This is a genomic window from Kitasatospora aureofaciens (assembly GCF_001188955.3).
In the GTDB taxonomy this organism is placed as follows: Bacteria; Actinomycetota; Actinomycetes; order Streptomycetales; family Streptomycetaceae; genus Kitasatospora; species Kitasatospora aureofaciens.
This window is the reverse complement of sequence record NZ_JPRF03000065.1, coordinates 162547-186286: the sequence shown is the minus strand read 5'-3', so window position 1 is coordinate 186286 and position 23740 is coordinate 162547. Positions and strand designations below refer to the sequence as shown.

Genomic DNA, 23740 nt, shown 5'->3' with positions numbered 1-23740 from the left:
CTCGCGGTCGGCTCCACGGCCCCGGGGTCTTCCCGAGGTGCCTTGAGCGTCCCGCCGAGGGGTCTCATCACGCGTCCTACCAGCAGCGGCAGTTGGGATACTCCCCAGAGAGTACGGCCGTCCTGCGACACGCCGGGCCGGGAGTAGCCGCGGGGAGCCGGCCCCACCCCGCCGACTGCTCCGACTGCCCCGTCAGCCCAGCCAGCCCGGCCGCACCAGCCCCGACTCGTAGGCCAGCACCACCAGTTGCGCCCGGTCCCGCGCCCCGAGCTTCACCATCGCCCGGCTGACGTGCGTCTTGGCCGTCAGCGGGCTGACCACCAGCCGCCGGGCGATCTCCTCGTTGGACAGCCCCATCCCGACCAGCGCCAGCACCTCGCGCTCCCGCTCGGTCAGCACCGAGACGTCCGTGAGCCCCTCCGGAGCCGTCTCCGGCCCCTTCGAACGGGCCGCGAACTCGCCGATCAGCCGCCTGGTCACGCCCGGCGAGAGCAGCGCGTCCCCGGCCACCGCGACCCGGACCGCCCGCAGCAGGTCGGCCGGCTCGGTGTCCTTGACCAGAAAGCCCGCCGCACCCGACCGGAGTGCCTCGAAGACGTACTCGTCCAGCTCGAAGGTGGTCAGCACGACCACCCGTACGGAGGACAGCGCCGGGTCCTCGGCGATCCTCCTGGTCGCCTCCAGCCCGTCCATCCGGGGCATCCGGACATCCATCAGCACGACGTCCGGCACCAGTTCGCGGGCGAGCCGCACCGCCGCCTCGCCGTCGTCCGCCTCGCCGACCACGGTGAGGTCGTCCTGGAGGTCCAGCAGGGCCCGGAAGCCCGCCCGGACCAGCAGTTGGTCATCCGCCAGCAGTACCCGAATCAATCGCTCTCCGCCTTCGGTGTCGGCAGCTCCGCCCGGACCCGGAAGCCGCCGCCCGGCAGCGGTCCCGCCGTGATGGTGCCACCGAACGCGGCCGCCCGTTCCCGCATCCCGACCAGTCCGCTGCCGGACCCGCCGGCGTCGCCGACCACCCCGGGCCCCGGGTCCTCGACCCGGACCACCAGCACGGCGGCGTCCCGCCAGTCCAGCACCACGACCGCCTCCCGGGCCACCGAGTGGCGGATGACGTTCGTCAGCGCCTCCTGGACGATCCGGAAGGCGGTGAGGTCGACGGTGGCGGACAGCGGGCGGCGCTCACCGTCCTCCAGCACCTCGACCGCCAGGCCCACCCGGTCGGCCTGCTCGGTGAGTTCGTCCAGCCGCCCCAGCCCCGGAGCGGGCCCGCGCGGCGCCTCCCCGGGCCCGCGCAGCGTGGCGAGCACCTGGCGGACCTCACCGAGCGCCTCCTTGCTGGTCGACTTGATGGTGACCAGCGCGGTACGGGCCTCCTCCGGCCGCCGGTCCAGCAGCGCCAGCGCGACCCCGGCCTGGATGTTGATCAGCGACAGGCTGTGCGCCAGGATGTCGTGCAACTCCCGAGCCATCTTCAGCCGTTCCTCGTTGGCCCGGCGCTGATCCAGCTGCTGCCGGTAGGCCCGGTGGGCGGCGATCCGCTCGCGCCGGAAGCGGAGCAGTTCGGCGATCGCCAGCACCAGCAACAGCCAGGCCAGCAGCCCGAGTTCCTCCTGCCAGACGAACTTCGACCGCGGCGCGCGCTGCCAGCCGTCCGGCAGGACGAAGGTGGCCAGCACGTGCACCAGGTACACCCCGCCGACCCCCGCCCACGCCGCCCGGCGGTGCCCGCGGCCGATCGCCGAGCAGCAGGCGATCACCCAGCTCGCGAAGACCGGCCCGTACGGGTACCCGGCGGCCAGGTACGCGGCGGTGACCACCGACGTCCCCGCCACCGCCGCGACCGGCCGGCGGCCGCGCAGCACCAGCAGGGCCGGGCCGACCAGCAGCAGCAGGTAGCCGAAGGCGTCCAGCGGGACCCGTTCGCCCTGGTGCCGCGCGGCGAAGCCCGAACCGACCACCTGGACCAGCGCGACCACCGCCGCCAGCCCCACCGGCAGGCCCGCCCGGGCGGCGCGCACCCACGGCGGGCGCCAGGGCTCGGGCGGCCCACCTGGCGACGGCGACGACGACGACAGCGACGGCGGCGACGCCCCCGACGGGGACTCCGACGGCGGCACCGGCGACGGCTCCGGCGGCTGTGACGTGGGCGGCATCATGCCCGGAAGGCTAGACCCGCGCCCCGCCCCCGCGCGTCCTCCACCAGTGGCGTTCGGGCGTACTCCCGCTGGAGTACGCCCGAACCGAAGGGCAGCACGAGAGGGCCCAGCCCTCGGCCCGCTCCGCCGCAGCCTGCGCCCTCCCCGCCGCGGTCTACGCCCCCTCCGCCGCGGCCTGCGCCCTCTCCTCCGCCTGCTCGAAGGTCGCCGACGGCTCCGGCCGCGCCAGCGTCACCACCAGCTCACCGTCGCTGACGTCCGCGATCAGCGTGTCCCCCTCCCGCACGGTGCCGTCCAGCAGCAGGTTGGAGATCCGGTTGTCCAGCTCGGACTGGATCGTCCGGCGCAGCGGCCGGGCCCCGAACTCCGGCTGGTAGCCGCGGTTGACCAGGAACTCCTTGGCCGCGTCGGTGACGTCCAGCCGCACGTCCTGGGCCCGCAGCCGCCGCCGGGTGCGTTCCAGCAGCAGGTCGACCACGGACACCAGGTCCTTGCGGGTGAGTGCGTGGAAGACGATCACCTCGTCGATCCGGTTGAGGAACTCCGGCCGGAACTGCTGGCGGAGGTCCCGCATCAGGTCGTCCCGCAGTGCCTGGTCGGGAGCTCCGCTCCGGGGGTCGACGTTCCCGGAGCGGTCCAGGATCCGCTGCGACCCGATGTTGCTGGTCATGATCACCACGGTGTTGCGGAAGTCGACCGTACGCCCCTGGGAGTCGGTCAGCCGCCCGTCGTCCAGCACCTGGAGCAGCAGGTTGAAGACGTCCGGGTGCGCCTTCTCCACCTCGTCGAAGAGCAGCACGCTGTACGGCTTGCGCCGCACCGCCTCGGTCAGCTGCCCGGCCTCCTCGTAGCCGACGTACCCGGGCGGGGAGCCGACCAGCCGGGAGACGGTGTGCTTCTCCTGGAACTCGCTCATGTCGAAGCGGATCATCCGGTCCGGGTCTCCGAACAGCAGCGCGGCCAGCGCCTTGGCCAGCTCGGTCTTGCCGACGCCGGTCGGCCCGAGGAAGAGGAAGGAACCGGTGGGCCGCTCCGGGTCACCCATCCCCGCCCGGCCGCGGCGCACCGCCTGGGCGACGGCGGTGACCGCCTCGTCCTGGCCGATCACCTTCTGGTGCAGGTGCTCCTCCAGCTTGAGCAGCCGCTCCTTCTCGGTCGCGTTCAGCTCCGCGACCGGGATGCCCGTACGGGAGGACAGCACCTGCGCGATGTCGTCGGCCGTCACGTCGACGACCTCCTCGCGGGACTCGGAGATCGCCGCCAGTTCGTCCTCGGTCTGCCGCAGTTCGGTCTTCAGGTTGGCGGCCCGTACGAACTCCTCGTCCGCCACGGCCTCGTCCAGCTCCCGCCTCAGCTTGGTGATCCGGTCCTGCACGGAGGTCGCCTCGGTGGAGCCGGTCAGGCTGCGCAGCCGCACCCGGGCGCCGGCCTGGTCCAGCAGGTCGATCGCCTTGTCGGGCAGGAAGCGGTCGCTGACGTAGCGGTCGGAGAGCGTCGCCGCCGCGTCCAGCGCCTCGTCGCTGAACCGCACCTGGTGGTGCGCCTCGTAGGCGTCGCGCAGCCCCCGGAGGATCTCGATCGTCTCCTCGACGGTCGGCTCCGGCACCAGCACCGGCTGGAAGCGGCGCTCCAGCGCGGCGTCCTTCTCCACGTGCTTGCGGTACTCGTCCAGCGTGGTGGCACCGACCACGCTCAACTCACCGCGCGCCAGAGCCGGTTTGAGGATGTTGCCGGCGTCCATCGAGCCCTCGCCGCCACCGCCCGCGCCGACCACGGTGTGCAGCTCGTCCAGGAAGAGGATCACGCTCTTCCCGGCCGCCGTCACCTCGTCGATCACGCTCTTCAGCCGCTCCTCGAACTCGCCCCGGTACTTGGAGCCGGCCACCAGGGCGGTCAGGTCGAGGGTGACCACCCGCTTGTCCTTGAGGCTCTGCGGCACGTCCCCGGAGACGATCCGCTGCGCCAGGCCCTCGACGATCGCGGTCTTGCCCACCCCCGGCTCGCCGATCAGCACCGGGTTGTTCTTGGTCCGCCGGGAGAGGATCTCGACGGTCTGCTCGATCTCCTCGGCCCGCCCGACCACCGGGTCCAGCCGGCCGGAGCGAGCCGCCTCGGTGAGGTCCTGCCCGTACTCGTCCAGCGTCGGCGTCCCGCTCGGCTGCGCCCCCGCACTGCTGCGCTCACCGCCGGTGCCGCGCCCCTCCAGCACCGACTTCAGCGCCTCCTGCGAGGGCGCGGCGTTGCGCAGCGCCGTCCCCGCGCCGGAACGTTCCTGCTCCAGCAGCGCGCCGAGGATGTGCTCCGGGCCGATGTACGAGGCGCCGACCGCCTGCGAACGGGCGTGCGCGGCGAGCAGCGCGCGCTTGGCCGAGGGGGTGAGCGCGGGCCGGCCGTCCGGCGAGGACGGGCCCCCGGACGGCAGCGCGTGCTCCAGGGCCTCGGACAGCTGGTCAGGGTCGACGCCGGCGCGCTCCAGCATCCGCCGCGAGGGTTCCACCCGGCTGGCCGCCCAGGCCAGGTGCGCGGTGTCGAGGTCGCTGCTCCCGTCCTCGGACGCGCGCCGCGCGGCGAGCCCCAGCAGCTCCTGGGAGGACTCGCTGAGCAACCGCCCGATCGGCACCCGCTGCACGGCGGGCGGGGAGGCCAGCGGACTCATCCCGAAGAACCGGCTGAGCAGGTCGGAGAACGGGTCACTCGATCCGAACGGGGGCATGGTCACGGCACTTCACCTCTCCGAAGCGGTTTGCAGCCACACAAACACAGGGCACGGGAGCCCGCCTCCCGAGCGCATCCGTCCCGCGCGCGGCCGCTCCGAACACACGCCGCCGTGGAGGCCTCCGCCCGAGCGCCACCCGCCGGCGCACCGTCCCGAGCGCCTCACCCGGTGACGTAGTCCAGCAGCACGCCGCCGCTGTACGTCACCGCCATCGCCAGCAGCCCGCCCGCGACGTTGCGTACCACCGCCCGCCCCGGCCCGGCCCCGCCCAGCCGGGCGCTGGTCCAGCCCGAGAGGGTCAGCGCGAGCACCACCGCGGCCACCGTCACCCCCAGCCGCCACGACTCCGGCGGCAGCATCACCGCCAGCAGCGGCACCAGCGCGCCCAGGGTGAACGCGGCCGCGCTGGCCAGCGCGGCCTCCCAGGGATTGGTCAACGCCTCGGGGTCGATGCCCAGTTCGGTCTGCGCGTGCGCCGCCAGGGCGTCCCGCTCGGTCAGCGCCGCCGCCACCTCCCGGGCCAGGCCGGCGGCGAGCCCGCTGTCCCGGTAGTAGTCGGTGAGTTCGTCGAGCTCGCCCTCCGGGTCCTCGGTCAGCTCGCGCTGCTCCTTCTCCAACGCGGCGCGCTCGGTGTCCCGTTGGGTGCTGACCGAGACGTACTCGCCGACCGCCATCGACATCGCCCCCGCCAGCAGCCCTGCCACCCCCGCCGCGAGCAGCGCCGTACGGGAACCGGCCGCGCCGGCCACCCCGGTCACGATCCCGGCCGTCGACACCACACCGTCGTTGGCGCCCAGCACGGCCGCCCGCAGCCAGTTCAGCCGCGCCGACAGCTCCGCCCGGGTCTCCCCCACCTGCTCCGCCATCCGCGTCCACCGCCCTCAGGGGTCCGTACGGTCCCCCCGATCCTCACCTGCCCCCTCCTGCCCCGCCACCTGCCGCCGTCCGGCGACCGGTCGCGGTCGCGGTCGCGGTCGCCCCACGCGTCGCGTCGCAGTCCCCGCGGGCAGGCCCCGTGGTGCGCGGTGGCATCCCCCGGTGAAATGCGTGCCAGTTTCAGATGCTTCCGCAGTAGCGCCGCCGAACGCGAGTACGCTTCCACAGTCATGTGCGAGCCAGGTTTTCCAGGTCGGATGAATCATGGGCAACAGCCAGCACCACCCTCTTTCAGGTGACGGCCGGGAAGGCGAGCAGCCGCTACGCCGTCTCCTGAAGTCCGTCCTCGGCTCCGCCCCCGCGCCGATTCCCGATCTCAGCGACGAGGAACTGGTCGCCGAAGTCCGCAAGGCGTCCGCCGAGGGCGGCCCGGAGCGGGCTTCCCGGTGAGCCTCCCCGACGGGGGACATTCCTGGTAGTCGGCTGCCGTCGGGCGCACGCCGGGACCGCTCCCGGCTCCGCCGGATCACCCGGGCGGCGTCCGTTCCGCCTTCCGCCTTCCGTCCCCCGCCTTCTCTTCCGGGCTCGACGGTCGACGCGGAAACATCCACCCCTGCGGACAATTCCCTCGGCTGTCGAATCAGGCCGTGTCGTCCGAGTAAAGAGCCCCCAAACGCTCCCGAAGAATGCGCAACGTCCGTGATGTGGAACTCCGGACGGTAGCGGGCGAACACCCCACGGTCCGGGCCGTCTCCTCGATGCTCAAGTCCTCCCAGTACCGCAGAAACACCAGGCTCCGCTGTCTGGGCGCGAGTTCGGCGAGCGCGCCGAGCAACAGGACCCGGTCGCCGACGCAGGCGACGTCCTCCGGAGCCGGCTCCGGTTCCGGCAAGGGGTTCTGGATCAACTCGCGGGACCAGCGATGCCCCCGGCGCTCGCTGATGAACTGCCGCACCATCACCGTCCTCGTGTAGGCGTTCAGATCGTCGCGCTGCTCCAGCCGGTCCCAGCGCCGGTAGACGGCGATCAGTGTGCGCTGCACCAGGTCGTCCGCCTCGAACCAGTCCCCCACCAGTACGAACGCATTGCGCCGAAGCCTCGGCCTGACCTCCTTGACGAACTGGGTGAACCCGTCGTCGAACGCCTCGTCCACGAGCCGTATCCCCGTCATCCCCCGCCATCCCCGTCTTGGCCCGATCGAAAAAACCTGCGACTCCCGAGCAGCGCCCCTGCGGGTCCGACGCGTGTAGGGAGTGAAGGCGCTCACCACAAAGCAGGAGCTCTGTCAATTGGATGCCACTGCGGAGGAGTCAACCAGGCCGAGCGCCATCCCGCCAGTGGCTGAGTCGAGCAGGGTGTTCGAAGCGACGAGTTCCGATACGAAGCGGAATTCAACCGTCTACATGCACCGAACTCCCACCCCTCATCGCAGCAAAGATCTTGATCCCCGGCGGGATTCGGTCAAGGTCACGAACGAGCAAAGAGGATAAGGATGAGAACGTCTGACAAGGCACCCGGGAATAGGGCCGTTCCTGAATCCCTGCTCGCCATGGGGAAGCTGGTTTCCCCGTTCGGCCTGGTCTCCAGGCTGACCTGGCTGCCGGTCACCGAAGGGGAGCCCGACTTCCCGATCTTCTCCGGTTCCCTGGGGAATCCGGGAGCCGTCCTCTCGGCCCAGGCGGAGTGGGCGCACGACCCGTCCTCCGGCAACTTCGACGGCGCCGGCGGCGCCCTGGACCGCGAGACGGCGGCCCACCTGGCTGCGGCCGAGTCCCTCGAACGGTACTCCTCCTGCGCCTGGGACCCGTCGGACATGATCTGGGCCACCGCGGCCGAGCTCGGCGACGACGCCATACCGCCCTGGGAGTGGCCGAACTGCTCGCCCACCGAACTCGCCGACCCCCGCTGCGGACTGGCGCCCGCCGACCCACGGGTACCGCTCCGCTGGCTCGAAGGCTGGTCCTTCGCCCGCAACCGCAAGGTGTACGTGCCCGCCGTCCAGGTCTATCTGAAGTGCTCGCCGGAGTCCGCGTCCGAGCGCTACCTCCACCCCGTCTCCACCGGCTGCGCCACCCACTCGGATCCGCTCGCAGCAGTCACCAACGGACTGCTGGAGGTCGTCGAACGCGACTCGATCGCACTGACCTGGCTCCAGCGGCTGCGACTTCCCCGGTTGGGCTTCAGCCCGGACCAACTGCTCCCCGAACACCGGGAGTACGCCGAACGGGCGTCCTCGGAGAACATCCGCACGCTGCTCTTCGACGCCACGACGGATCTGGGGATCCCGGTCGTCTACGGGCTCCAACTGGCCGACCACGACCGGGCCCTGGCCCAGCTGGTGGTCGCCACCTGCGACGTCGATCCGGGCCGGGCGATCGCGAAGCTGTACCGGGAGGCCGCCTCGCTGCGCATCGCGCTCCGCTCGCTCTCGGGCCGGGGAGCTCCTCCGGAAGCGCCCGAGAACACGCTGAGCGTGATCGGCGGAGCCCTGCGGGCCGGGCCTCGCGACCAGCGACACCGGTTCGACTTCCTGCTCGAGGGCGAACGCCCGGTCCGGAACCTGGCGGACCTCCCCCGCCCGGCCGCCGGCTCCCCCGAACTCCCCTGGCTGCTGCGGCGGATGAGCCTGGCCGGCTGCGAGGTCGTGGTGGTGGACATCACCACCGACGAGGCCCGGCAGGTCGGCGCCACCGTCGTCCGGGTGCTGGTGCCGCAGCTGATGCCGCTCTCCTTCGCCCACCGGGCCCGGTACCTCGCCCACCCGCGCCTCTACCGGGCTCCCCGCGCCATGGGCCTGCCCGTGCACGACGAGGAAGACGTCAATCCCTGTCCGCAGCCCTTCGCGTGAGGACCGACCATGATGAACCCCCAGTTGCTCGTCCTCGCTTCAGGACCGTTCGGCAAGAGCGTCGCCGCCCGCCTGAGCCGGCTCCACCGCACCGCTCTGCAGGAGATCGACGACGGGACGCATCCGAGCCTGTGGCCGTCCGCCGACCTGATCGTGCTCGCGACCTCCCATGAGCGCCCCCGCATCGCCGAGGCCCTGGACCGGGCCTCCTTCGCCTGGCGCCGCCCGTGGTTCGCCGTGCGCACCAGCGCCACGGAGGTCCAGTGCGGACCGGTGGTGGTCCCCGGCCGCACCGCCTGCCACCAGTGCTTCGAACGCCGCCGGAACCAGCACAAGCGCCCGGAGCACGCCACGGCCGGCGACGACCGGCACCCGTCCGGTCACCCGGAGCACCACGTGGGCATCGCCGTGGGCTTCGCCCGCCAGGCCGTCCACGAGGTGTTCGACCCGCGGCCGAGCAGCGGGATCGGCGGCACCGTACGGCGGTTCGACCAGATCAGCGGAGCCACCAGCAAGGCCTCGGTGCTGGCGGTCGACCGCTGCCCGCGCTGCCGCACCCGATCCACTCGCGACGCGCTCTGGCCGGAGTTCGCCGCGCTCGGTGAAGGGCGGACCCGTTGAACGACCACCCTGTGATCACCAGCGACCACCCTGTGGTTACCGGCGACCATCCTGTGATCACCGCGGAAACCATCGGCACGGCAGCACGGTTCGACCCCCAGCTGCGGGTACCGCGGCATCCCCGCCTGCGCCGCGGACTGGTGGTCGGCTACGAGCCCGATCAGGTGGTGGTCCTGGGCACGCCGAAGAAGCAGCTGTTCCGCGGCAGGTCGGCCACCGATCTGCTCCCCGCGCTCCTGGAACGGCTCGACGGCACCCGGAACCACGACGAACTGGCCCGTGAACTCGGGCGGCCCGAGGAAGTCGTCTTCAAGGCGCTCTCACTGCTGTGGACGTGCGGCGTGGTCGAGGAGGGGCCGCCCGACCGGCCACTGGCCCGGGAAGTCGAGGACGAGCTCGCCGACTTCCTGTCCCGGGTGGGAAGCGCCACCGAGGCCAATCCGGCCTGGGAGCAGGCGGCCGCCCGGCTCCAGACCACGCGGGTGGAGGTCTTCGGCCCGGCCACGGTGTCCGGGTTGCTCCGCCGCGAGCTCACCGGTTCGGTCCCGGCCGCCGTGGGCGACGACTGCCTCCCTTCGGCGGGGACGACCCTCGCCGTCCTGATCGAGACCCCGGACGACCACGCCCCCGCCGACCGCCGCCAGGCGCTGGCCGCACACTGCTGGAACAAGGGGGTGCCACTGCTGCGCCTGCGGCTGAGCGGTCGCCGGGCTGCCCTCGGCCCCTTCGTCGATCCGCGGACGACTCCGTGCCTGGACTGTCTCACCGTGGACGACGAGACCGACGAGCGTACGCCCCTGGACGGCGACGTCGAGCTGGCCGTCGCGCTGTTCGCCCGCGACCTGTTCGCGGCGGTCTCCCGGACGACACCGTCCCCGCTGCCGATGCGCTGGAGGCTGGTGGACCTCGAAACCCTGGCGCACCGGGACACCTCCTCCGCGACGCGGCCGGGCTGCCCACGCTGCTCGATCGCCGAGGGGCCGACCGCGGAGCGCGCTTCGCTGGCGACCCGGTTCGAGGCCTCGGTGGCCATGCCGCCGAAGGAGTTCGCCGACCTGAAGGCCCATCAGATGCACTACAAGCCTTCCAACCTCGCACTGCAACGGGTCTCGCGCACCTGGCCGGTCGCGCCGGCCGTCGAGCTTCCGCCGCCCTCGCACGAACGGCTGTCACGGCAGTGGCCGCCCTCGGAGCCGACCGCCGGCACGCTCTCGCTGTTGCTGTCCGTCACCGCCGGGATCCGGGCGGACAGTGCGGAGCGGGTGGCCCGGTGGACGGCGAGCGGGGGCAACATCGGCTCGGTGACCGCCTACGCGGTGGTCCGTGACGTGCCGGGGGTCGAACCGGGGATCTACGGGTACGTGGCGACGGAACACCGGCTCGCCAGGCTCTCCTCCGGGATCGGCACGGTCCCCGGGGACTCACCGGCGACCGTCGTCCTGACCGGCGACTTCCCCAAAGTGGCCCAGAAGTACTCGGCGTTCGCCCTGCGCATCGTCCTGCTGGACAGCGGCTGCGCGCAAGCCACGGCCCGCGAAGCCGCCCGCACCCTGGGCCTCGGCCTCGCCCTGCGCCCGCACTGGGACGACGACGGCATCGCGGCGGGGCTCGGGATCAACCCCGATGTGGAACCGATCACGGCGGTCATCGACCTGGGAGGCAATCGGTGAGCAGCCCGCACGAGCTGGCAGCGGAACTCATCGGCGCCTTCAGGACGACCGCCGGCTCCGCGCCGGGCCCCGCCCGCGAACGGTCGGCGCCGAGTCCACTCCGGCCGCCCACCCGGTTCGACCCGGTCGACCGGCCCCGGACGGACCTGCTGACGACACTCCGCAGGCGCAGGTCCGAACGGTTCTTCAGCCCCGACGCCGTTCCCGCCGCCCTACTGGCCGACGTCGTCGCGCGCGGAATCAGGGCCGACGCCGACTCCTGGCCGCAGGAGCAGGAGCAGTCCGCGTTGCAGGTCGACGTGGTGGCCTTCCGGCTGGACGGACTGGAGCCCGGCATGTTCGGGCTCGACGCCGGGCAGCGTGAGTACACCCCGGTGGCTCCCCTGCCGGCGCCGGAGGCGCTCCACGACCTGACCCTCCAGTGGGAGTTCTGCGACTCCGCGGCGATCGTCTCGATAGCGGCGGACCTCGACCGGGCGAGCGAGCTGCACGGGGCGCACGGCTACCGCAAGCTCATGGGCCGGGCGTCCGCCGCCGCGTACACGATGTGGCTCGACGCCGTGGCCGCCGGTCTGGTCGGCACCGTCTTCGCGGGGTTCATCCCCGCCTCGGTCCGTGGACCGCTCCGCAGTGACGGCACGAGCCGCCACCAGCTCTTCGCGCTGGCCCTCGGTGGCGCACCCGTGCAGCCACCCCACACACCCCCGGGGCCGTCCGGCCACCGGTGATCCACAAGGAAGAACGGAAGGAGTGATTCCGATGAACGACACGACTCCGCCGGAACTCGACCTGCACACCGTCGAACTGCCGGAGGACGGCCTGTTCCTGGAGCAGGTCCCCGACGGGGTGGCGCTGGGCACCTTCAGCACCACCTCGACGGCGTCGACGGCGTCCTGCCCCGCCAGCAGCGCCGGCAGCGTGATGACGGCCAACTGCACCGGCTAGTACGGAAAGGAAGGGGAAACCCATGACCGAACTGGAACTCTACGTGCTCGGCGACCTCGAGGACGCCCTCGAGATGGAGACCCTCACGGACGGCAACGCCCTCTCGTCCGTCTCCACCGCGGGTTCGGTGGGCACCGCGTCGTGCCCGGCCACCTCCGCGTCCTCGTTCACGTCGTTCTCCTCGTACACCTGATCCCCAGGCACCACTCCCAGAGAAGGGATGTCGATCCATGACCGAGAACACCACCGACAGCCAGTTCGACCTCTACGCCCTGGAGGGCGACCTCGCCCTGGAGGAGCTGCCGCAGGGCAACGCCCTGGGCTCCTGGTTCTCCGCGGCCTCCGCGTCCACGGCGTCCTGCCCGGGCAGCTCGGCCGCGACCGTGGGCACCGCCTCCACCTTCGGCTGACCGGACCCGCGCAACCCACCACCCCACGGAAGGAAGGGAAATCCGCATGACCGAGAACACCGCCGACGGCCAGTTCGACCTCTACGTGCTGGAGGGCGACCTCGCCCTGGAGGAGCTGCCGCAGGGCAACGCCCTGGGCTCCTTCTCCAGCGCGACGTCCGCGTCGACCGCGTCCTGCCCGGCGACCTCCGCCTCCAGCCTGACGTCCGCCTCCACCATCGGTTGACCGATCCCGGCGGGCGGTGTCGTACGGCCGTGACCACCTGACACCGTCCCGCCGGGCCCGGCCCGACCGGCCCACGGCGCTGAGCGAAGCGCCGTGGGCCGGAAGGACATCGCACCATCCCGCAGCATCCTCCGCAATGACACGTCCGGGGTGGCCGAGGAGCGACTCGGTCACCCCGGGCGTCCAGGTGTACAGGGAGAGGCAGAGAGCAGTGATCAGTTCGCCACCGAAGCTCCGGGAGGAACTCGAAGTCATCCGCGGGATGGACGACATTCCGTTGATCTTTGATCCGGTCACCGGGAACTACCACCGCATCACCCGGGCCAGCGAGGTGGTGCTCACCTACCTGGACGGGACCCGCACCAGGGACGACCTCGTCGACTTCTTCGCGAGCCACGGCCGATCCGGATCCGAGGCGTTCACCCGGCAGTTGGACTCCTTCCTGGCGAGCCTGGAGAAGAGCGGTCTGCTGGAAGGCTCGCAGCCGCCGGAGAAGCCCGGGGGCAACCGGGTCCGCACCTCGATGCTGATGCCGCGGATCGTACTGACGAAGTCCCTGCCGACCGTTCTGGAACCCGTCGCCCGGCTCCTGCGCGCAGCGCCCGCACGGCTGCTGGTCTCCGTCGCCGTGCTCGCGGCGCTGGTCGGGTACGCGACCGGCTTCCACACCCTGTTCACGGCCACACCGTCGCTCCAGCAGCTGGCCGGCCCCGCCTTCCTGGTGGCCACCGGCGTGATGCTGTTCCTCGTCCTGCTGCACGAGACCGCGCACGCCCTGGTCGCCCAGATGCTCAGGGCCCCGATCCGCGGGCTCGGCGTCGCGCTGCTCTTCTACTTCATGCCGGTGGCCTACGTCGACCGCACCGATGCCTACCGGGTCCGCGCCCGCAGCGGCAGGGTCGTCCTGGCGCTGGCCGGGATCCTGAGCGACGGCGTGTTCTGCGGACTCACCGGGGTGGTGGCCACCCACTCCACCGGATTCGTGCAGCACACCGCGACCTTCGTGCTGGGCATGCAGCTGCTCATGCTGATCGTCAACCTCAACCCGCTGATGCCGAGCGACGGGTACACCGCGCTGGAGGCCGCGAGCGGCCGGACCAACGCCCGCGGCCGGGCCTTCGCGCTGCTCCGCGGCATCCTCAAGCGACAGCCGCTTCCACCCCACCTGGAGAACCTGACCACCCGCGCCCGCGCGGCCTACGTGGTCTACGGGCTGTTCTCGGTCGGCTACGTCTGCTTCCTGGCCTTCTCGATGATCCGGGCCGTCCCGGTCAGCATCCACCTGGCACTCTCGGCGGTGGGCCGATGACCGCCGTCGCCTCCGTCCTGTTGACCCGGGTGGCGGGCCTTCCCGCCGACTCGCTCGACCTGGTCGGCCCCACCACCCGGAAACTGCTGTCCGAGCTCTCCGCCGGCGCGGAGCGGCTCGACGCCCTGGCCCCCGAGCTCACCGAACTCCTCTTCTCCCTGGTCCCCCGACTGGACGACGACGTGTCGTTGCGCCGAAAGGTCCTGGCCGGCAAGCGGGCGGTCAACCGGCTCGATCCGCTGCCCTGGGACGCCGAGGTGCTGCGGCGGTTGGCGAAGCGCATTCCTCCCGAGCAGGTCTCGACCATCGAGAGCTGGATCCGACTCACCCTGGCCCGGCAGGAGTTGGCGGCCGAACTCGGCGAGCAGCTGGCCGAGGACCGGGAACGGGCCGTCCAGCGACTGGACCACGCACTGCGGTCGACGGAGTTCGCCGAGTCCCTCGCCTTGGCGGCACCCGACTGGACCGTCCACGGCCGGCGCCGGGCGGGGTCGGCCAGGAACCTGAAGACCCTCTACTCCTACGTCGCCCGGGCCGCGGTGAAGACCAGCCCCTTCTCGGGTTTGACCACCGTCGGAGTGGCCGGGACGACCGGGCTGGGCCGGGCGCGCAGCCGCACCTCCGCCGCCCTCGCACACCTGGCCCTGCACCGTCTCGCGCGCGACGTCCGGACCGCGGGCCTGCTGCGGTACCGGACCGCCCCGGTCCGCCCGGGCGGCCCGACCGAACCCGACGGGCTGCTGCTGCACAGCGAGGTGACGGCCGCCGAGGGGGTCATCTGGCGCCATGACCGCACGGTCGAGGCGGACTACGCCCTCCCGTGGCTGAGCCGGTTGCCGGAAACCACGACCCTCTACGAACTGCTCGAAACACTCGGCGGGGAGCGCCCGTTCGCCCGCTTCCGGCGACTGCTCGACACCGGTCTCCTCCATCCGATCCCGCCCTGGCAGCGGGGTGACGACCCCCTGGCGGCCCTGGCAGCCCTGGCCGAGCCGGTGGGCGCCGAATCACCCGTCCCCCACGCCGACCTCCTCCGGGCGCACGAGCTCGGCGCCCACGCCCACCGGGACGGCGTGACCGGTCGGATCGAGGCCACGACCCGGCTCCAGAGCATCACCGCCGACTGGACCGAGCACAGTGACCGCAACGAACGCAGGCCCAGCGGGCTCATCTACGAGGACCGGGAAACCGATCTCCGGCTGCCGGACCCGCTGGCGGTGCCCCAGGTCCGTGCGGACCTGGAGGCCCTGGGCGCCAAGATCCGGCCGTACGTCTTCCGCTCCCACGTCTACGACCTCCTGCTGGAGCGGTTCCTCGCCGAGTTCGGTCCGGGCGGAGTCTGCCGGGATCCCCTTGGCTTCCTGATGCGGCTCACCGTGGACGGCGACTCGAACCCTCCGCTCGACCGCGCCACGGCTGCGGACATGGTGAGCCGCAACGACCCCGGGGACCGCTCCCGGCTGCCGGTCGGACCGACCAGCGCTCCACCGACGGCCGGGGTGCTGTTCCAACTGGAGGCGGCCGACCGGTCCGGGGTCGCCGACGGACGGTACCGACTGGTCGTCAACCACTTCGGCGCCGGCAGCGGCGGACTGTTCACCCGCTTCGGCCGCCTGCTCGGCGAGGACTTCCGGCGGGAGCTCGCCGCGCACGTCCAGCGCTGCTGGCCGGGAGTCCGGTGCCGGGAGCTCGTGGTCTGGACGGACTGCAACACCGTGCAGGCCGAGTGCAGCGGGCTGCTGCCGCCCCTGCTGCTGCCCGGCGAGGTCGGCTCGGACGACGGGATCACGCTCGACGAGACCGTGCTCGCCCACGACCCGGCGGACGACACCCTGTCCCTGTTCGACCGGCTCGGGGACCCGGTCGGCCTGGCCTACCTGGGCCTCATCCCGCAGCACCTGCTGCAGTCGTACCTCCGGCTGCTCGCCGTGCTGGCCGACCCGTGGGTGAACGGGTCGCCGCACTCCGACTACACGATGACCAAGGCGTTCGAACTGCGGGCGCACTGCGGTGCGGAGGTCGTGGCCCTGCCGCGGCTGGCGGACGGTCGGCTGGTCACTCGCAGGGCCTCGTGGATCGTCCCGGTCGACGCCGTTCCCCGGCCCGGCCCCGGCGACCGGGACGAGGCCTCGCTGGCCCTCCGGCTGGACGCGTTCCGGCGTGCCCACGGCATTCCGGAGGAGGTCTTCGTCCACCAACTCGGCCTCCCCGGCTTCAGCGTGACCGGCGACCGGAAGCCGATGTGGGTCTCGCTGGCGTCCCCGCTCTCGGCCGGGGTCCTCCGGCAGTGGCTGAGCCCGGAAACCAGCCATGTCCGCATGGTCGAGGCCCTGCCGGAACGGCACCTGCACCCGCAGACCGACGCCGTCGGACGGCCCCGGGTCACCGAGCACGCGGCCCTTCTGCACTGGCCCAAGGAGGTCTGACCGTGGACTGGTGGTACGTCCGCGCGTATCCCGGACACCCGGACCTGATGGACCCGGCCACCCGCGTCCTGGTCCCCTGGCTCGCCGGTCTGGCGGCCGAGGAGTCCGCCCCGAAGTGGTTCTTCACCCGCTACTGGGACATGACCGGACATCACCTCCGGCTCCGGATCCAGTGCTCCGAGGAGGGGGCGGACCGCATCCACGGCCGGCTGCCCGAACTCGTCGCACTCATGGACTCGCTCGGCAGGCCGGTGGTGACCGAGCGGCTGGTCCCCGGCTCGGTACCGCAGGGCCTGCCGGCCGGCCGGCGGGTCAGGTGCTGCCTGTACGCCCCCGAACTGGCCAAGTACGGCGGGATCCGAGGCGTTTCCCGGGCCGAGGAACTGTTCACCGCCTCGTCGTCCTGGTACTCCGAGGACGACCTGGCCGCACTGGACCCGCTCCGGGAGCGTGCGGCCCTCGCGGTGACGTACATGGACTCCCTGGTGCGCGCGGCACTGCCGGCGGAGCACCGGCAGGAGTTCTGGGCCGCGCACCGGCGCCAGTGGGGCCGGCAGCTCAGGACGGCCGTTCCGGGAAGGGACGAGCTGCGCGCCCTCCTCACCCGCCGGGCCGCGGACGTGAACACCGGCACGACGGTTCCCGAGCGTCTTCGGCGCGGAGTCGAGGAGCACGTCGACCACGTCGTACTGACCCTCAACCGGGCTGCGGCGGACGGGAATCCGGTCGACCGTCAGGTACTCCTCCTGCACTACCTGCACATGGATCTCAACCGCTGGGGCTTCGTGCCGGCCGAGGAGAGCCTGCTCGGGATCGTCGCCGCGGCCCGTCGACATTCCAATTGAGGAAGCACTTGCCAAGTTGGCATCCTGATGCCAGTCTGAAACACGCAAGCTGCGGGACTCGACTCAGAAAAGACTCGGCCCAACAAGGCCCGGCCGATCAAGGCCCGGCCCGTCAAGGCCCGACTCAGCAAGGCCCGACTCAGCGAGACGCGACGAGAGGCTGACGCGGAATGCCGGCACACGACCCAGCGATCCTGTTCGAGAACGTCACCAAGCGCTATCCGGGACCACACGGGGAAATCTCCGCCATCCGGGGAATCAGCCTGACCGTCCGTCACAGAGAGGTCTTCGGACTCCTCGGCCCCAACGGTGCCGGGAAGACCACCAGCATCGAGACCTTGGCGGGCTTACGCCACCCGACCGAGGGAAAGGTCCTCGTCCTGGGCTTCGATCCGGTCGGTCAGCGGGACGAAATTCGCAAACACGTGGCCATCCAGCCGCAGCAGGCCGCCCTGTTCGAACAACAGACGGTGGCCGAACTCCTCCGCGTCTGGGCCTCGTTCTATCCCGCCCCGGACACCCCCGACGCCATCATCGCCCGGATGGGCCTCCAGGACTCGCGGAACGTCAGGGTCGCGAAGCTCTCCGGCGGCCAACGGCAGCGACTGCTCGTCGGTACCGCACTGATCTCCCGTCCGCGGGTGCTGGTGCTCGACGAGCCGTCGACCGGCCTCGACCCCAACGCCCGGCAGGACCTGTGGAGCGCCATCCGCGACTTCCGCAAGGCGGGTGGCACGGTCCTGCTCTCCACCCACTCGATGGAGGAGGCCGAAGCGCTCTGCGACCGGGTGGCGATCCTCCACAAGGGTGCGGTCGTGGCCTGCGGAGCGCCCGCGGACCTGATCGCCGAGCACGCCCCCGAACGGGAGTTGCACTTCAGCATCCCGACCGGTGGCGATCTCACCCTCCTGCGGAACCGGGCCGGGATCACGCAGCTCAGTGCACACGACGTCGACGGCCGCACCCAGGTGACGGTCCGCACCACGGATTCCGACGCGGTGGTCGGCCTGCTCGCCGGCCCGATCGGCGCACGTAACATCCAGATCAAGGAGGCCGGGTTGGAAGCGGTCTTCCGCCGGCTCACCGGAACCGACTTCGACGGCAACGACGGCATCCGAGGCACCGACGATGCGGAACGCGTCGGTGCGGAACACGTCGATGCGGAAAGCGTGGCATCGTGACCACCTCCTCCGCCACACGCGAACTGGCCCTCCTGCACGCGCGCGAACTCCTGCGGGACCGCCGGTACTTCTACTTCGCGCTGTTCTTCCCCTTCGGAATGACGGGGATCTTCCTGACCATCGGCGCCATCGCCCCCAAGAGCTCCGGCACGCCGGACTTCATGCAACTGGTGATCCCGATGGCGCTGTTCCTGGCCGTCACCAGCACGGCTCTGACCGTCACCACCGGCCCGCTGGCCAACCTGCGCTCCAAGGGCACGCTCCGACTGCTCGGAACCACCCCCGTCGGCCGGGCGCGACTGGTGTTCACCCACATGTCCGCCCGGATCGTCATGGTCGTCTGCCAGGCGCTCGCTCTGCTCGTCCTCGCGTACGCCATGGGAAAGGTCGAGGCGAGTCGGCTCCCAGCCCTGTTCGGCATCACCCTCCTCGGCCTCGCCATGTTCGGTGGAATCGGCTACCTGATCGGCGGAAGGCTGTCCTCTCCCGACGCCGCCACGAACGTGGGCACCCTCGTCCAGCTCCTGTCACTGTTCCTGAGCGGCCTGGCCTTCCCCCTGCACCTCATGCCCGCGGCCCTCGCCAAGACCCTCAGCGTCCTGCCCACGACGTGCTTCGCGGACCTGATGACGACCCAGATGTCCGCCGGAGAGCCGTACCACCCGGCGTGGCTCTCCGCCTCGGTCGTCGCCGTCACCGCGGTGGCCGTCACGTTCCTGGCCGTCCGCACGTTCAGGTGGGACCAGGGCGAGGCCGGATAGTTCCGGCCGGTCACGGGAACCACCAACCAGTGCGAAAGCCATGAAGGAAGAGAAGGAAGAAGGCGTAACGGTGGACAAGCAGGAAGCGGAGCAGGCGCTCGCCTCGGCCGAAGTGCTGGCCTCGCGGATGCGCAGGGGTGCCCGGTCCCATGTCGTCGGCGTCGTCCTGCTGGGCCTCGCGATGATGGTCTCGACGGCCGTGTACGGGTTACTGATCCAGCCGTCCACCCGGTACTCGATGCCGTTCGGGCTCCTGTTCCCCCTCCTGTTCCTGGGCATCTACACGGCGACGCGCCCGGTCGTACCACGGCACCACCGGGCGCGGTACGCCGTCATCACCTCGGCCGGAGCAGGTATCTACAGCCTCACCGTGCTCATCGGTACCGTAAAATTCTCCGGCGAGCCGCTGTGGTGGCTGCCAGGAGCGGTCCTGTGCGCCCTTCCGTTCTTCCTGGTCGCACTCCTGGACCACAGAGCCAAGCCTGCCGGATCGGGAAACACATGAGCCATCCACGGTGGTCACTCGACACCGTCATACACGCGCCGATCCGGCTCTCGATCACCGCCGCACTGGCCGCAGTCGACGAGGCCGACTTCAAGTCCATCCGCGAGGCGGTCGAGATCACGGACTCGGCGCTGTCCAAGCAGATCGCACTGCTGGAGGAGGCCGGATACGTGCAGGTGCGCAAGACCTTCGTCGGAAAGCGCGGCCGCACCTGGCTCTCCCTCACCAAGGCCGGCCGGACAGCACTGGACCGCCACCTGAACGCCCTCCGGGAGATCGCCGGCTGGGACGCCGAGGACACCCGGCCGCACTGAGCACCCCAAACGGCCGGGGGTCGGTCCCGGCACCGTCAGGAAATGCGCTCTCGTGCTCGGTCGTCCAAGTTCCCCTCCACCCGAAGGACCCTCCGGGCCTCGGCGATGACCTCCGCGTCGATCTCGTCGACCGTGCGACCGGTCACCCGGAGGAGGTCGTACTCGTCGTCGAGCGATGACAGGCCAACAGCCAGCTCCAGGTCATACCCGAACCGCCGCTGGACTTGAGCGGCCAGTTCACGGGGAGTGAGCCGACCATCCAGCATCAGGGAGGCCAGGAGACGAACCCCGGCCTCGGAAGCCTCGTCGCTTCCGAAGGTGTAGTACGTCAAACCCTGCTCTTCGAGAGCGGCCGGCAGCAGGTTCGGAAGCTCTCGGTCTGCCTCCGCCTTCTCGCACGCGGCCAGAGCACGCAAGGCCGGGCCGTCCAAGCCGGTCGCCAGTGCATCGCAGGCCGCGAGAACGACCTCATTGGCGGAGCCCGTGCCCACGCTCCACCGCGCTGCTTGCTCCTGAAGCCGAGCGGCACTCTCTTCCCTGGAAGTCACACACCCATGATCCCCGACGGGTCCCAGCGGCAAAGCCGGCCTCATGTCCGGACGGGCCACGGCAGTACCGCAGTACCCGGGCCCGCGCCGTCTACCAGCACATGACCAGCGACCGGCACCGCGCCATCGCCGACCGTACGGGCCGTCCGCCAGGCCCTCGACGAGCGGAGGGCGGCGCCGGGGGGGGGCATCTGGCACGCCGGTGGCACGGAACGAGTAGAACCTGGAAACGCTCAAGGGCCAGTTCGAGGATCAAGCCTCCGAACCGGCCCTTCGCGCTGGTGGGCGCGGACGGTTTCGAGCCGCCGACATCCCTGGCCTGGTGACCAGGCCCCGGGCCGCCGAGGCCGTTGATCGGTCACGTGATCGATCGATTCATGAGGACCTCGACCGACTGAACGGCCGCCAGGCCGGCCCGGTGCGCCGGGCGGAGGACGGCTGCTCAGCGGGCGGGTGCTACCAGTTGGCCCAGGAGACGTTCCAGCCGCCGAGGCCGTTGTCGGGAGAAACGGTCTTCTCCTTGGTGTTCACCACCGTGACGACGTCGCCGATCAGCGAGCTGTTGAAGAACGACCCGGCGGGGGAAGTGTCGCTGCCGCCCTCCACGTCCTTGAGCGAGACGCAGCCGTGGCTCGTGTTGGCCTTGCCGAACAGGTCGACCTTGTACCAGTAGTTCCCGTGGACGTAGGTGCCGCTCGTCGTCAGCCGCATCGCGTGCGGGGCGTCGGGGATGTCGTACTCGTCGCCCAGGCCGACGGTCTGGGAGTTCATGTGGGTGACCTTCTCCTTGGACATGATGACCATGGTCCCGCCCCAGGAGGGATGCTTGTCGTCGCCGAGGGTGGCGGGCACGGTGGTGGACTTGCCGTCCCGCCTGATCGTCATCTGGTGCGCGGCGGCGTCTGCGGTGGTGACCTGTGACCGGCCGATGGTGAACGGTTCGTCCTTGTCGACGTCGCCCCACACACCGGGGGCGACTTCGACGTTCTTCAGCCGGTAGTGGACGGTGACCTTGGTGTTCGGCTTCCAGTAGTCCGCCGGGCGGAAGTCGATCCGGTTGTCGCCGAACCAGTGGCCCTTCACCTCCGTCCCGTTGTCCGTTTCGAAGGTGATGGCCTTGGCGACGGCGTCCTTGTTCACGATCCCGCTGCTGAACTCCACCTTGACGATCATGCCCACCCCGTAGGTATGGCCGTCAGCGATGTTGTCGTCGGTGGACACCTGCTTGCCGGGCAACGCGGTGGTGAAGGCGCTGGTGGCTGCGGCGATCAGACCCTCGGCGTCCTTGGCCTGGGCGTTCACCGTGTACGCCACGCCGGGGGCGAGCGCGGCGGCGGGCTTCCAGCCGGTACCGTCCGCCGTGATCGAGCCCTGGACGGGCTTGCCGTCCTTGTCGGTCACGTCGACGGCGGTGAGCTTGCCGTGGGACACCGACACCTGGAGCGCGGTCGGTGCGACTCCCCGGGCCCCGTCCTTCGGCTCCACGTCCAGCACTGCGGTCGACGTCTTCGGCGCGGCCGTGGCCGCCGTCCCGCCGGGGGCGCCGGGCGTGGCGGGGGTGGCAGAGGTGACGGGGCCGGCGGCGTCAGCGCCCTTGTCCCGGCCGTCGCCGTCGCCGCAGGCCGCGGACATCAGCAGGACCCCGCCCACCGCCAGCGCCACCACACCGCGGTGGAATCGGTCGTTGGTGCGTATCGCGGCCCGGGCCGCCCGAACAGTGCTCACAGTTGCTCCCTCCAGGTGTTTCGCCGTCAGCTTGTGCGCCGGTTCGTCCCCGCCGCAACGGTGGGCCGGCGATCTGGGACGTGGGGACGCCTCTACCCTGTTTGAGCTGGGAAGACGTAACCTTCCTGGGACGCGCCGGCAGGGGCTCGGGATGGCGCGGCCGGCGCCGCCGGCGACCTTGGGGGAACCGTGAGACGGTCTGCGGCGTGCTTGCCTGCCGGAGCTCACGTCGGGTCGGAGTCCCGGCGATCCGGTTGCCGGCGACGGGCCGGATCACCGCGGCGGTGGCTCCGAGGGGGTTCGCGAACGGGTGGAGGATCAGTGCGGAGGGGACCGGGGAGTTGAGGGAGGCACAGGAGATCGCACGGCTGCTCCAGGAACTGAAGAGCCGTTCGGGTCTCAGTTACGGCGTGCTGGCGAAGCGACTGCACGTGAGCACGTCCGCGTTGCACCGCTACTGCACCGGCGACGTGATGCCGGTGGAATTCGATCCGCTGGAGCGCCTCGCGCGGTTGTGCCGGGCGACCCCGGAGGAGCGCACCGAGCTCTACCGGCTGTGGGTCGTCGCCCACACGTCGCGGGGGAACCGGCAGGCGTCCGCACCCGCCCCCGCGCCGAAGGCCCCGCCAGCGGTTGCGGGGACGGCACCGGAACCGGAACCGGAACCGGAACCGGCACTGGCGTCGGCACCGGCACCGGCACCGGTCGCGTGTCCGGTCCCCGAACCGGAACTGGAAGCACGACCGGCCGCCGAAGGCGTCGTGGAGATCGGGACGGCCGCCCCTGCGCGTACCCCCGCCGTGCCGTCACGGCGGCGAGTACACCGGGGCCTACTCGCCGCCGTGACGGCCACCGCCATCCTCGCCGCCCTCGGGGCCGTCGCCACCGGACTGAAGACTCACCCGAGCGGTGACCCCACGTCCGCTCCGGCCCCGGCGGCGGACGCCGGGGCGACCGGCGCCGTGGACCGGGGTGCGAGTGCCCCGATCACCGTCACGGTCCGCCCGTCCCGCCGGGACGACCCCGAGTGCGACAAGTACGTGATCGACCGCCCACCGTCGGAAGTCCCCCGCCCGCCCGCGGTGGCGGACGCCCCCGCCTGGGCCGCCAAGACCGGTGCGGTCCCCGGCCAGTACCAGTCGATCGAGCTCATCGTGCAGGGCACCGGCAGCGACACCGTCGTGCTGACCGCCCTCAACGTCCGCATCGCCCGGATCGCGGCCCCGCTGCCCTGGAACGCCTACTCCATGGGCGAGGGCTGCGGCGGCGGAGTCGGCGTCCACTCGTACGACCTCGACCTGGACGCGGCCCACCCCCGCCCGGTGGTGTTCGAGGGCAGCACCGGCCTGCCGCTCAAGGTGAGCGAGCGGGACCCGGAGGTCATCGAGGTCAACGCCGCGACCACCTCCCATGACGTCAGCTGGTACCTGGAACTGGAGTGGTCCAGCGGCAACCGGACGGGCACGCTGACCATCGGCCCCGGCGCGGGCACGCCCTTCCGCACCAGCGCGCTCAAGGGCCGGCCGCTGTACAGATACCCGCCCGGCGGGAAGGCCTGGGAACCGAGCCCCTTCCAGGAGTGACGGGACGTCCTCCGCCGACCGGCCGGCGGAGGACGTCAACCCGCGCCTGCCGGGCGTCCGGGCATCGGCGCC

Annotated in this window: 24 protein-coding genes and 1 pseudogene; 18 read left to right on the top strand and 7 right to left on the bottom strand. The window is 71.5% G+C overall.

Going from position 1 to position 23740, the window contains the following annotated elements; all coding sequences use genetic code 11:
* Nucleotides 1-192: 192 nt before the first annotated feature.
* The 4 genes from HS99_RS33950 to HS99_RS33935 form a co-directional block, all read right to left on the bottom strand.
* Nucleotides 193-870, bottom strand: a complete 678-nt coding sequence (locus HS99_RS33950; protein ID WP_030288736.1) for a response regulator — start codon at nucleotides 868-870, stop codon at nucleotides 193-195.
* On the bottom strand, nucleotides 867-2021 hold the full coding sequence (locus HS99_RS33945; protein ID WP_046386700.1) for a sensor histidine kinase: 1155 nt from the start codon (nucleotides 2019-2021) through the stop codon (nucleotides 867-869). Before HS99_RS33945 ends, HS99_RS33950 begins: the two co-directional genes overlap by 4 nt.
* A 292-nt stretch (nucleotides 2022-2313) precedes the next feature.
* Complete coding sequence (locus tag HS99_RS33940) at nucleotides 2314-4872, bottom strand: ATP-dependent Clp protease ATP-binding subunit (protein WP_370863331.1); 2559 nt, start codon at nucleotides 4870-4872, stop codon at nucleotides 2314-2316.
* A 164-nt stretch (nucleotides 4873-5036) separates the two neighbouring features.
* Complete coding sequence (locus tag HS99_RS33935; protein WP_030288744.1) at nucleotides 5037-5741, bottom strand: VIT1/CCC1 transporter family protein; 705 nt, start codon at nucleotides 5739-5741, stop codon at nucleotides 5037-5039.
* Nucleotides 5742-6015: 274 nt separating this feature from the next.
* Between HS99_RS33935 and HS99_RS33930 the strand changes: the two genes are divergently transcribed.
* Nucleotides 6016-6201: a hypothetical protein gene (locus HS99_RS33930; protein ID WP_030555529.1), complete on the top strand. Its 186-nt coding sequence runs from the start codon at nucleotides 6016-6018 to the stop codon at nucleotides 6199-6201.
* Between the two features lie 190 nt (nucleotides 6202-6391).
* On the opposite strand, the gene HS99_RS33925 is transcribed toward HS99_RS33930, so the two are convergent.
* A complete protein-coding gene (locus HS99_RS33925) occupies nucleotides 6392-6904 on the bottom strand; it encodes a SigE family RNA polymerase sigma factor (protein ID WP_094743019.1) in 513 nt (170 codons plus the stop codon).
* 396 nt (nucleotides 6905-7300) lie between these two features.
* Between HS99_RS33925 and HS99_RS33920 the strand changes: the two genes are divergently transcribed.
* The 15 genes from HS99_RS33920 (at nucleotide 7301) to HS99_RS33855 (ending at nucleotide 19812) form a co-directional block, all read left to right on the top strand.
* Nucleotides 7301-8599 (top strand): YcaO-like family protein, encoded by a 1299-nt coding sequence (locus tag HS99_RS33920; RefSeq protein ID WP_046385636.1) that lies wholly within the window; start codon nucleotides 7301-7303, stop codon nucleotides 8597-8599.
* 9 nt (nucleotides 8600-8608) lie between these two features.
* Complete coding sequence (locus HS99_RS33915) at nucleotides 8609-9220, top strand: TOMM precursor leader peptide-binding protein (RefSeq protein WP_050366807.1); 612 nt, start codon at nucleotides 8609-8611, stop codon at nucleotides 9218-9220.
* 53 nt (nucleotides 9221-9273) lie between these two features.
* Entirely contained in the window at nucleotides 9274-10890 is a 1617-nt protein-coding gene (locus tag HS99_RS45440; protein ID WP_030288749.1) for a hypothetical protein, read from the top strand.
* The gene (locus HS99_RS33905; RefSeq protein WP_050366805.1) at nucleotides 10887-11618 is read left to right on the top strand and encodes a nitroreductase family protein; all 732 of its coding nucleotides are present in this window, start codon (nucleotides 10887-10889) and stop codon (nucleotides 11616-11618) included. Before HS99_RS45440 ends, HS99_RS33905 begins: the two co-directional genes overlap by 4 nt.
* 31 nt (nucleotides 11619-11649) lie before the next feature.
* Complete coding sequence (locus HS99_RS33900; RefSeq protein WP_030555519.1) at nucleotides 11650-11835, top strand: thiocillin family RiPP; 186 nt, start codon at nucleotides 11650-11652, stop codon at nucleotides 11833-11835.
* Nucleotides 11836-11857: 22 nt separating this feature from the next.
* Nucleotides 11858-12028 carry a thiocillin family RiPP gene (locus tag HS99_RS43710; protein ID WP_106973767.1) on the top strand — a complete coding sequence of 57 codons (171 nt, stop codon included), beginning with the start codon at nucleotides 11858-11860 and terminating at the stop codon, nucleotides 12026-12028.
* 37 nt (nucleotides 12029-12065) lie between these two features.
* Nucleotides 12066-12245, top strand: coding sequence for a thiocillin family RiPP (locus HS99_RS33895; protein ID WP_030288754.1), 180 nt, complete (start codon nucleotides 12066-12068; stop codon nucleotides 12243-12245).
* 46 nt (nucleotides 12246-12291) lie between these two features.
* Nucleotides 12292-12471, top strand: a complete 180-nt coding sequence (locus HS99_RS33890) for a thiocillin family RiPP (RefSeq protein ID WP_030288756.1) — start codon at nucleotides 12292-12294, stop codon at nucleotides 12469-12471.
* A 211-nt stretch (nucleotides 12472-12682) separates the two neighbouring features.
* A complete protein-coding gene (locus tag HS99_RS33885) occupies nucleotides 12683-13780 on the top strand; it encodes a zinc metalloprotease (RefSeq protein ID WP_050366804.1) in 1098 nt (365 codons plus the stop codon).
* The gene (locus tag HS99_RS33880; RefSeq protein WP_030555517.1) at nucleotides 13777-16206 is read left to right on the top strand and encodes a lantibiotic dehydratase family protein; all 2430 of its coding nucleotides are present in this window, start codon (nucleotides 13777-13779) and stop codon (nucleotides 16204-16206) included. The genes HS99_RS33885 and HS99_RS33880 overlap by 4 nt, the downstream gene beginning before the upstream one ends.
* 2 nt (nucleotides 16207-16208) lie before the next feature.
* Nucleotides 16209-17051 (top strand): thiopeptide-type bacteriocin biosynthesis protein, encoded by an 843-nt coding sequence (locus tag HS99_RS33875; RefSeq protein ID WP_030288761.1) that lies wholly within the window; start codon nucleotides 16209-16211, stop codon nucleotides 17049-17051.
* Between the two features lie 170 nt (nucleotides 17052-17221).
* Nucleotides 17222-18232, top strand: coding sequence for an ABC transporter ATP-binding protein (locus HS99_RS33870; RefSeq protein ID WP_046385635.1), 1011 nt, complete (start codon nucleotides 17222-17224; stop codon nucleotides 18230-18232).
* Nucleotides 18229-18993 (top strand): ABC transporter permease, encoded by a 765-nt coding sequence (locus tag HS99_RS33865; protein ID WP_197697997.1) that lies wholly within the window; start codon nucleotides 18229-18231, stop codon nucleotides 18991-18993. The genes HS99_RS33870 and HS99_RS33865 overlap by 4 nt, the downstream gene beginning before the upstream one ends.
* 40 nt (nucleotides 18994-19033) lie before the next feature.
* Nucleotides 19034-19498 (top strand): hypothetical protein, encoded by a 465-nt coding sequence (locus HS99_RS33860; protein ID WP_030288764.1) that lies wholly within the window; start codon nucleotides 19034-19036, stop codon nucleotides 19496-19498.
* Nucleotides 19495-19812: a winged helix-turn-helix domain-containing protein gene (locus HS99_RS33855; protein WP_030555513.1), complete on the top strand. Its 318-nt coding sequence runs from the start codon at nucleotides 19495-19497 to the stop codon at nucleotides 19810-19812. Before HS99_RS33860 ends, HS99_RS33855 begins: the two co-directional genes overlap by 4 nt.
* 35 nt (nucleotides 19813-19847) lie before the next feature.
* On the opposite strand, the gene HS99_RS33850 is transcribed toward HS99_RS33855, so the two are convergent.
* Both HS99_RS33850 and HS99_RS33845 read right to left on the bottom strand, forming a co-directional pair.
* Nucleotides 19848-20303, bottom strand: coding sequence for a hypothetical protein (locus HS99_RS33850; protein ID WP_223886076.1), 456 nt, complete (start codon nucleotides 20301-20303; stop codon nucleotides 19848-19850).
* A 513-nt stretch (nucleotides 20304-20816) separates the two neighbouring features.
* Nucleotides 20817-22085 carry a L,D-transpeptidase gene (locus HS99_RS33845; protein WP_046385633.1) on the bottom strand — a complete coding sequence of 423 codons (1269 nt, stop codon included), beginning with the start codon at nucleotides 22083-22085 and terminating at the stop codon, nucleotides 20817-20819.
* 80 nt (nucleotides 22086-22165) lie between these two features.
* Between HS99_RS33845 and HS99_RS48235 the strand changes: the two are divergent.
* Together HS99_RS48235 and HS99_RS47265 are read left to right on the top strand one after the other, a co-directional pair.
* A pseudogene (locus HS99_RS48235) lies at nucleotides 22166-22621 on the top strand (helix-turn-helix domain-containing protein); the annotation flags it as partial.
* Nucleotides 22622-22927: 306 nt separating this feature from the next.
* A complete protein-coding gene (locus tag HS99_RS47265) occupies nucleotides 22928-23668 on the top strand; it encodes a hypothetical protein (protein WP_232543046.1) in 741 nt (246 codons plus the stop codon).
* Nucleotides 23669-23740: the final 72 nt, after the last annotated feature.

Coding starts and splice junctions, on each gene's coding strand:
- HS99_RS33860 (WP_030288764.1), top strand. CDS start 19,034: ATGAAGGAAGAGAAGGAAGAAGGCGTAACGGTGGACAAGCAGGAAGCG.
- HS99_RS33880 (WP_030555517.1), top strand. CDS start 13,777: ATGACCGCCGTCGCCTCCGTCCTGTTGACCCGGGTGGCGGGCCTTCCC.
- HS99_RS43710 (WP_106973767.1), top strand. CDS start 11,858: ATGACCGAACTGGAACTCTACGTGCTCGGCGACCTCGAGGACGCCCTC.
- HS99_RS33900 (WP_030555519.1), top strand. CDS start 11,650: ATGAACGACACGACTCCGCCGGAACTCGACCTGCACACCGTCGAACTG.
- HS99_RS33930 (WP_030555529.1), top strand. CDS start 6,016: ATGGGCAACAGCCAGCACCACCCTCTTTCAGGTGACGGCCGGGAAGGC.
- HS99_RS33920 (WP_046385636.1), top strand. CDS start 7,301: ATGGGGAAGCTGGTTTCCCCGTTCGGCCTGGTCTCCAGGCTGACCTGG.
- HS99_RS33935 (WP_030288744.1), bottom strand. CDS start 5,741: ATGGCGGAGCAGGTGGGGGAGACCCGGGCGGAGCTGTCGGCGCGGCTG.
- HS99_RS33890 (WP_030288756.1), top strand. CDS start 12,292: ATGACCGAGAACACCGCCGACGGCCAGTTCGACCTCTACGTGCTGGAG.
- HS99_RS33940 (WP_370863331.1), bottom strand. CDS start 4,872: ATGCCCCCGTTCGGATCGAGTGACCCGTTCTCCGACCTGCTCAGCCGG.
- HS99_RS33895 (WP_030288754.1), top strand. CDS start 12,066: ATGACCGAGAACACCACCGACAGCCAGTTCGACCTCTACGCCCTGGAG.
- HS99_RS33915 (WP_050366807.1), top strand. CDS start 8,609: ATGATGAACCCCCAGTTGCTCGTCCTCGCTTCAGGACCGTTCGGCAAG.
- HS99_RS33855 (WP_030555513.1), top strand. CDS start 19,495: ATGAGCCATCCACGGTGGTCACTCGACACCGTCATACACGCGCCGATC.
- HS99_RS33870 (WP_046385635.1), top strand. CDS start 17,222: ATGCCGGCACACGACCCAGCGATCCTGTTCGAGAACGTCACCAAGCGC.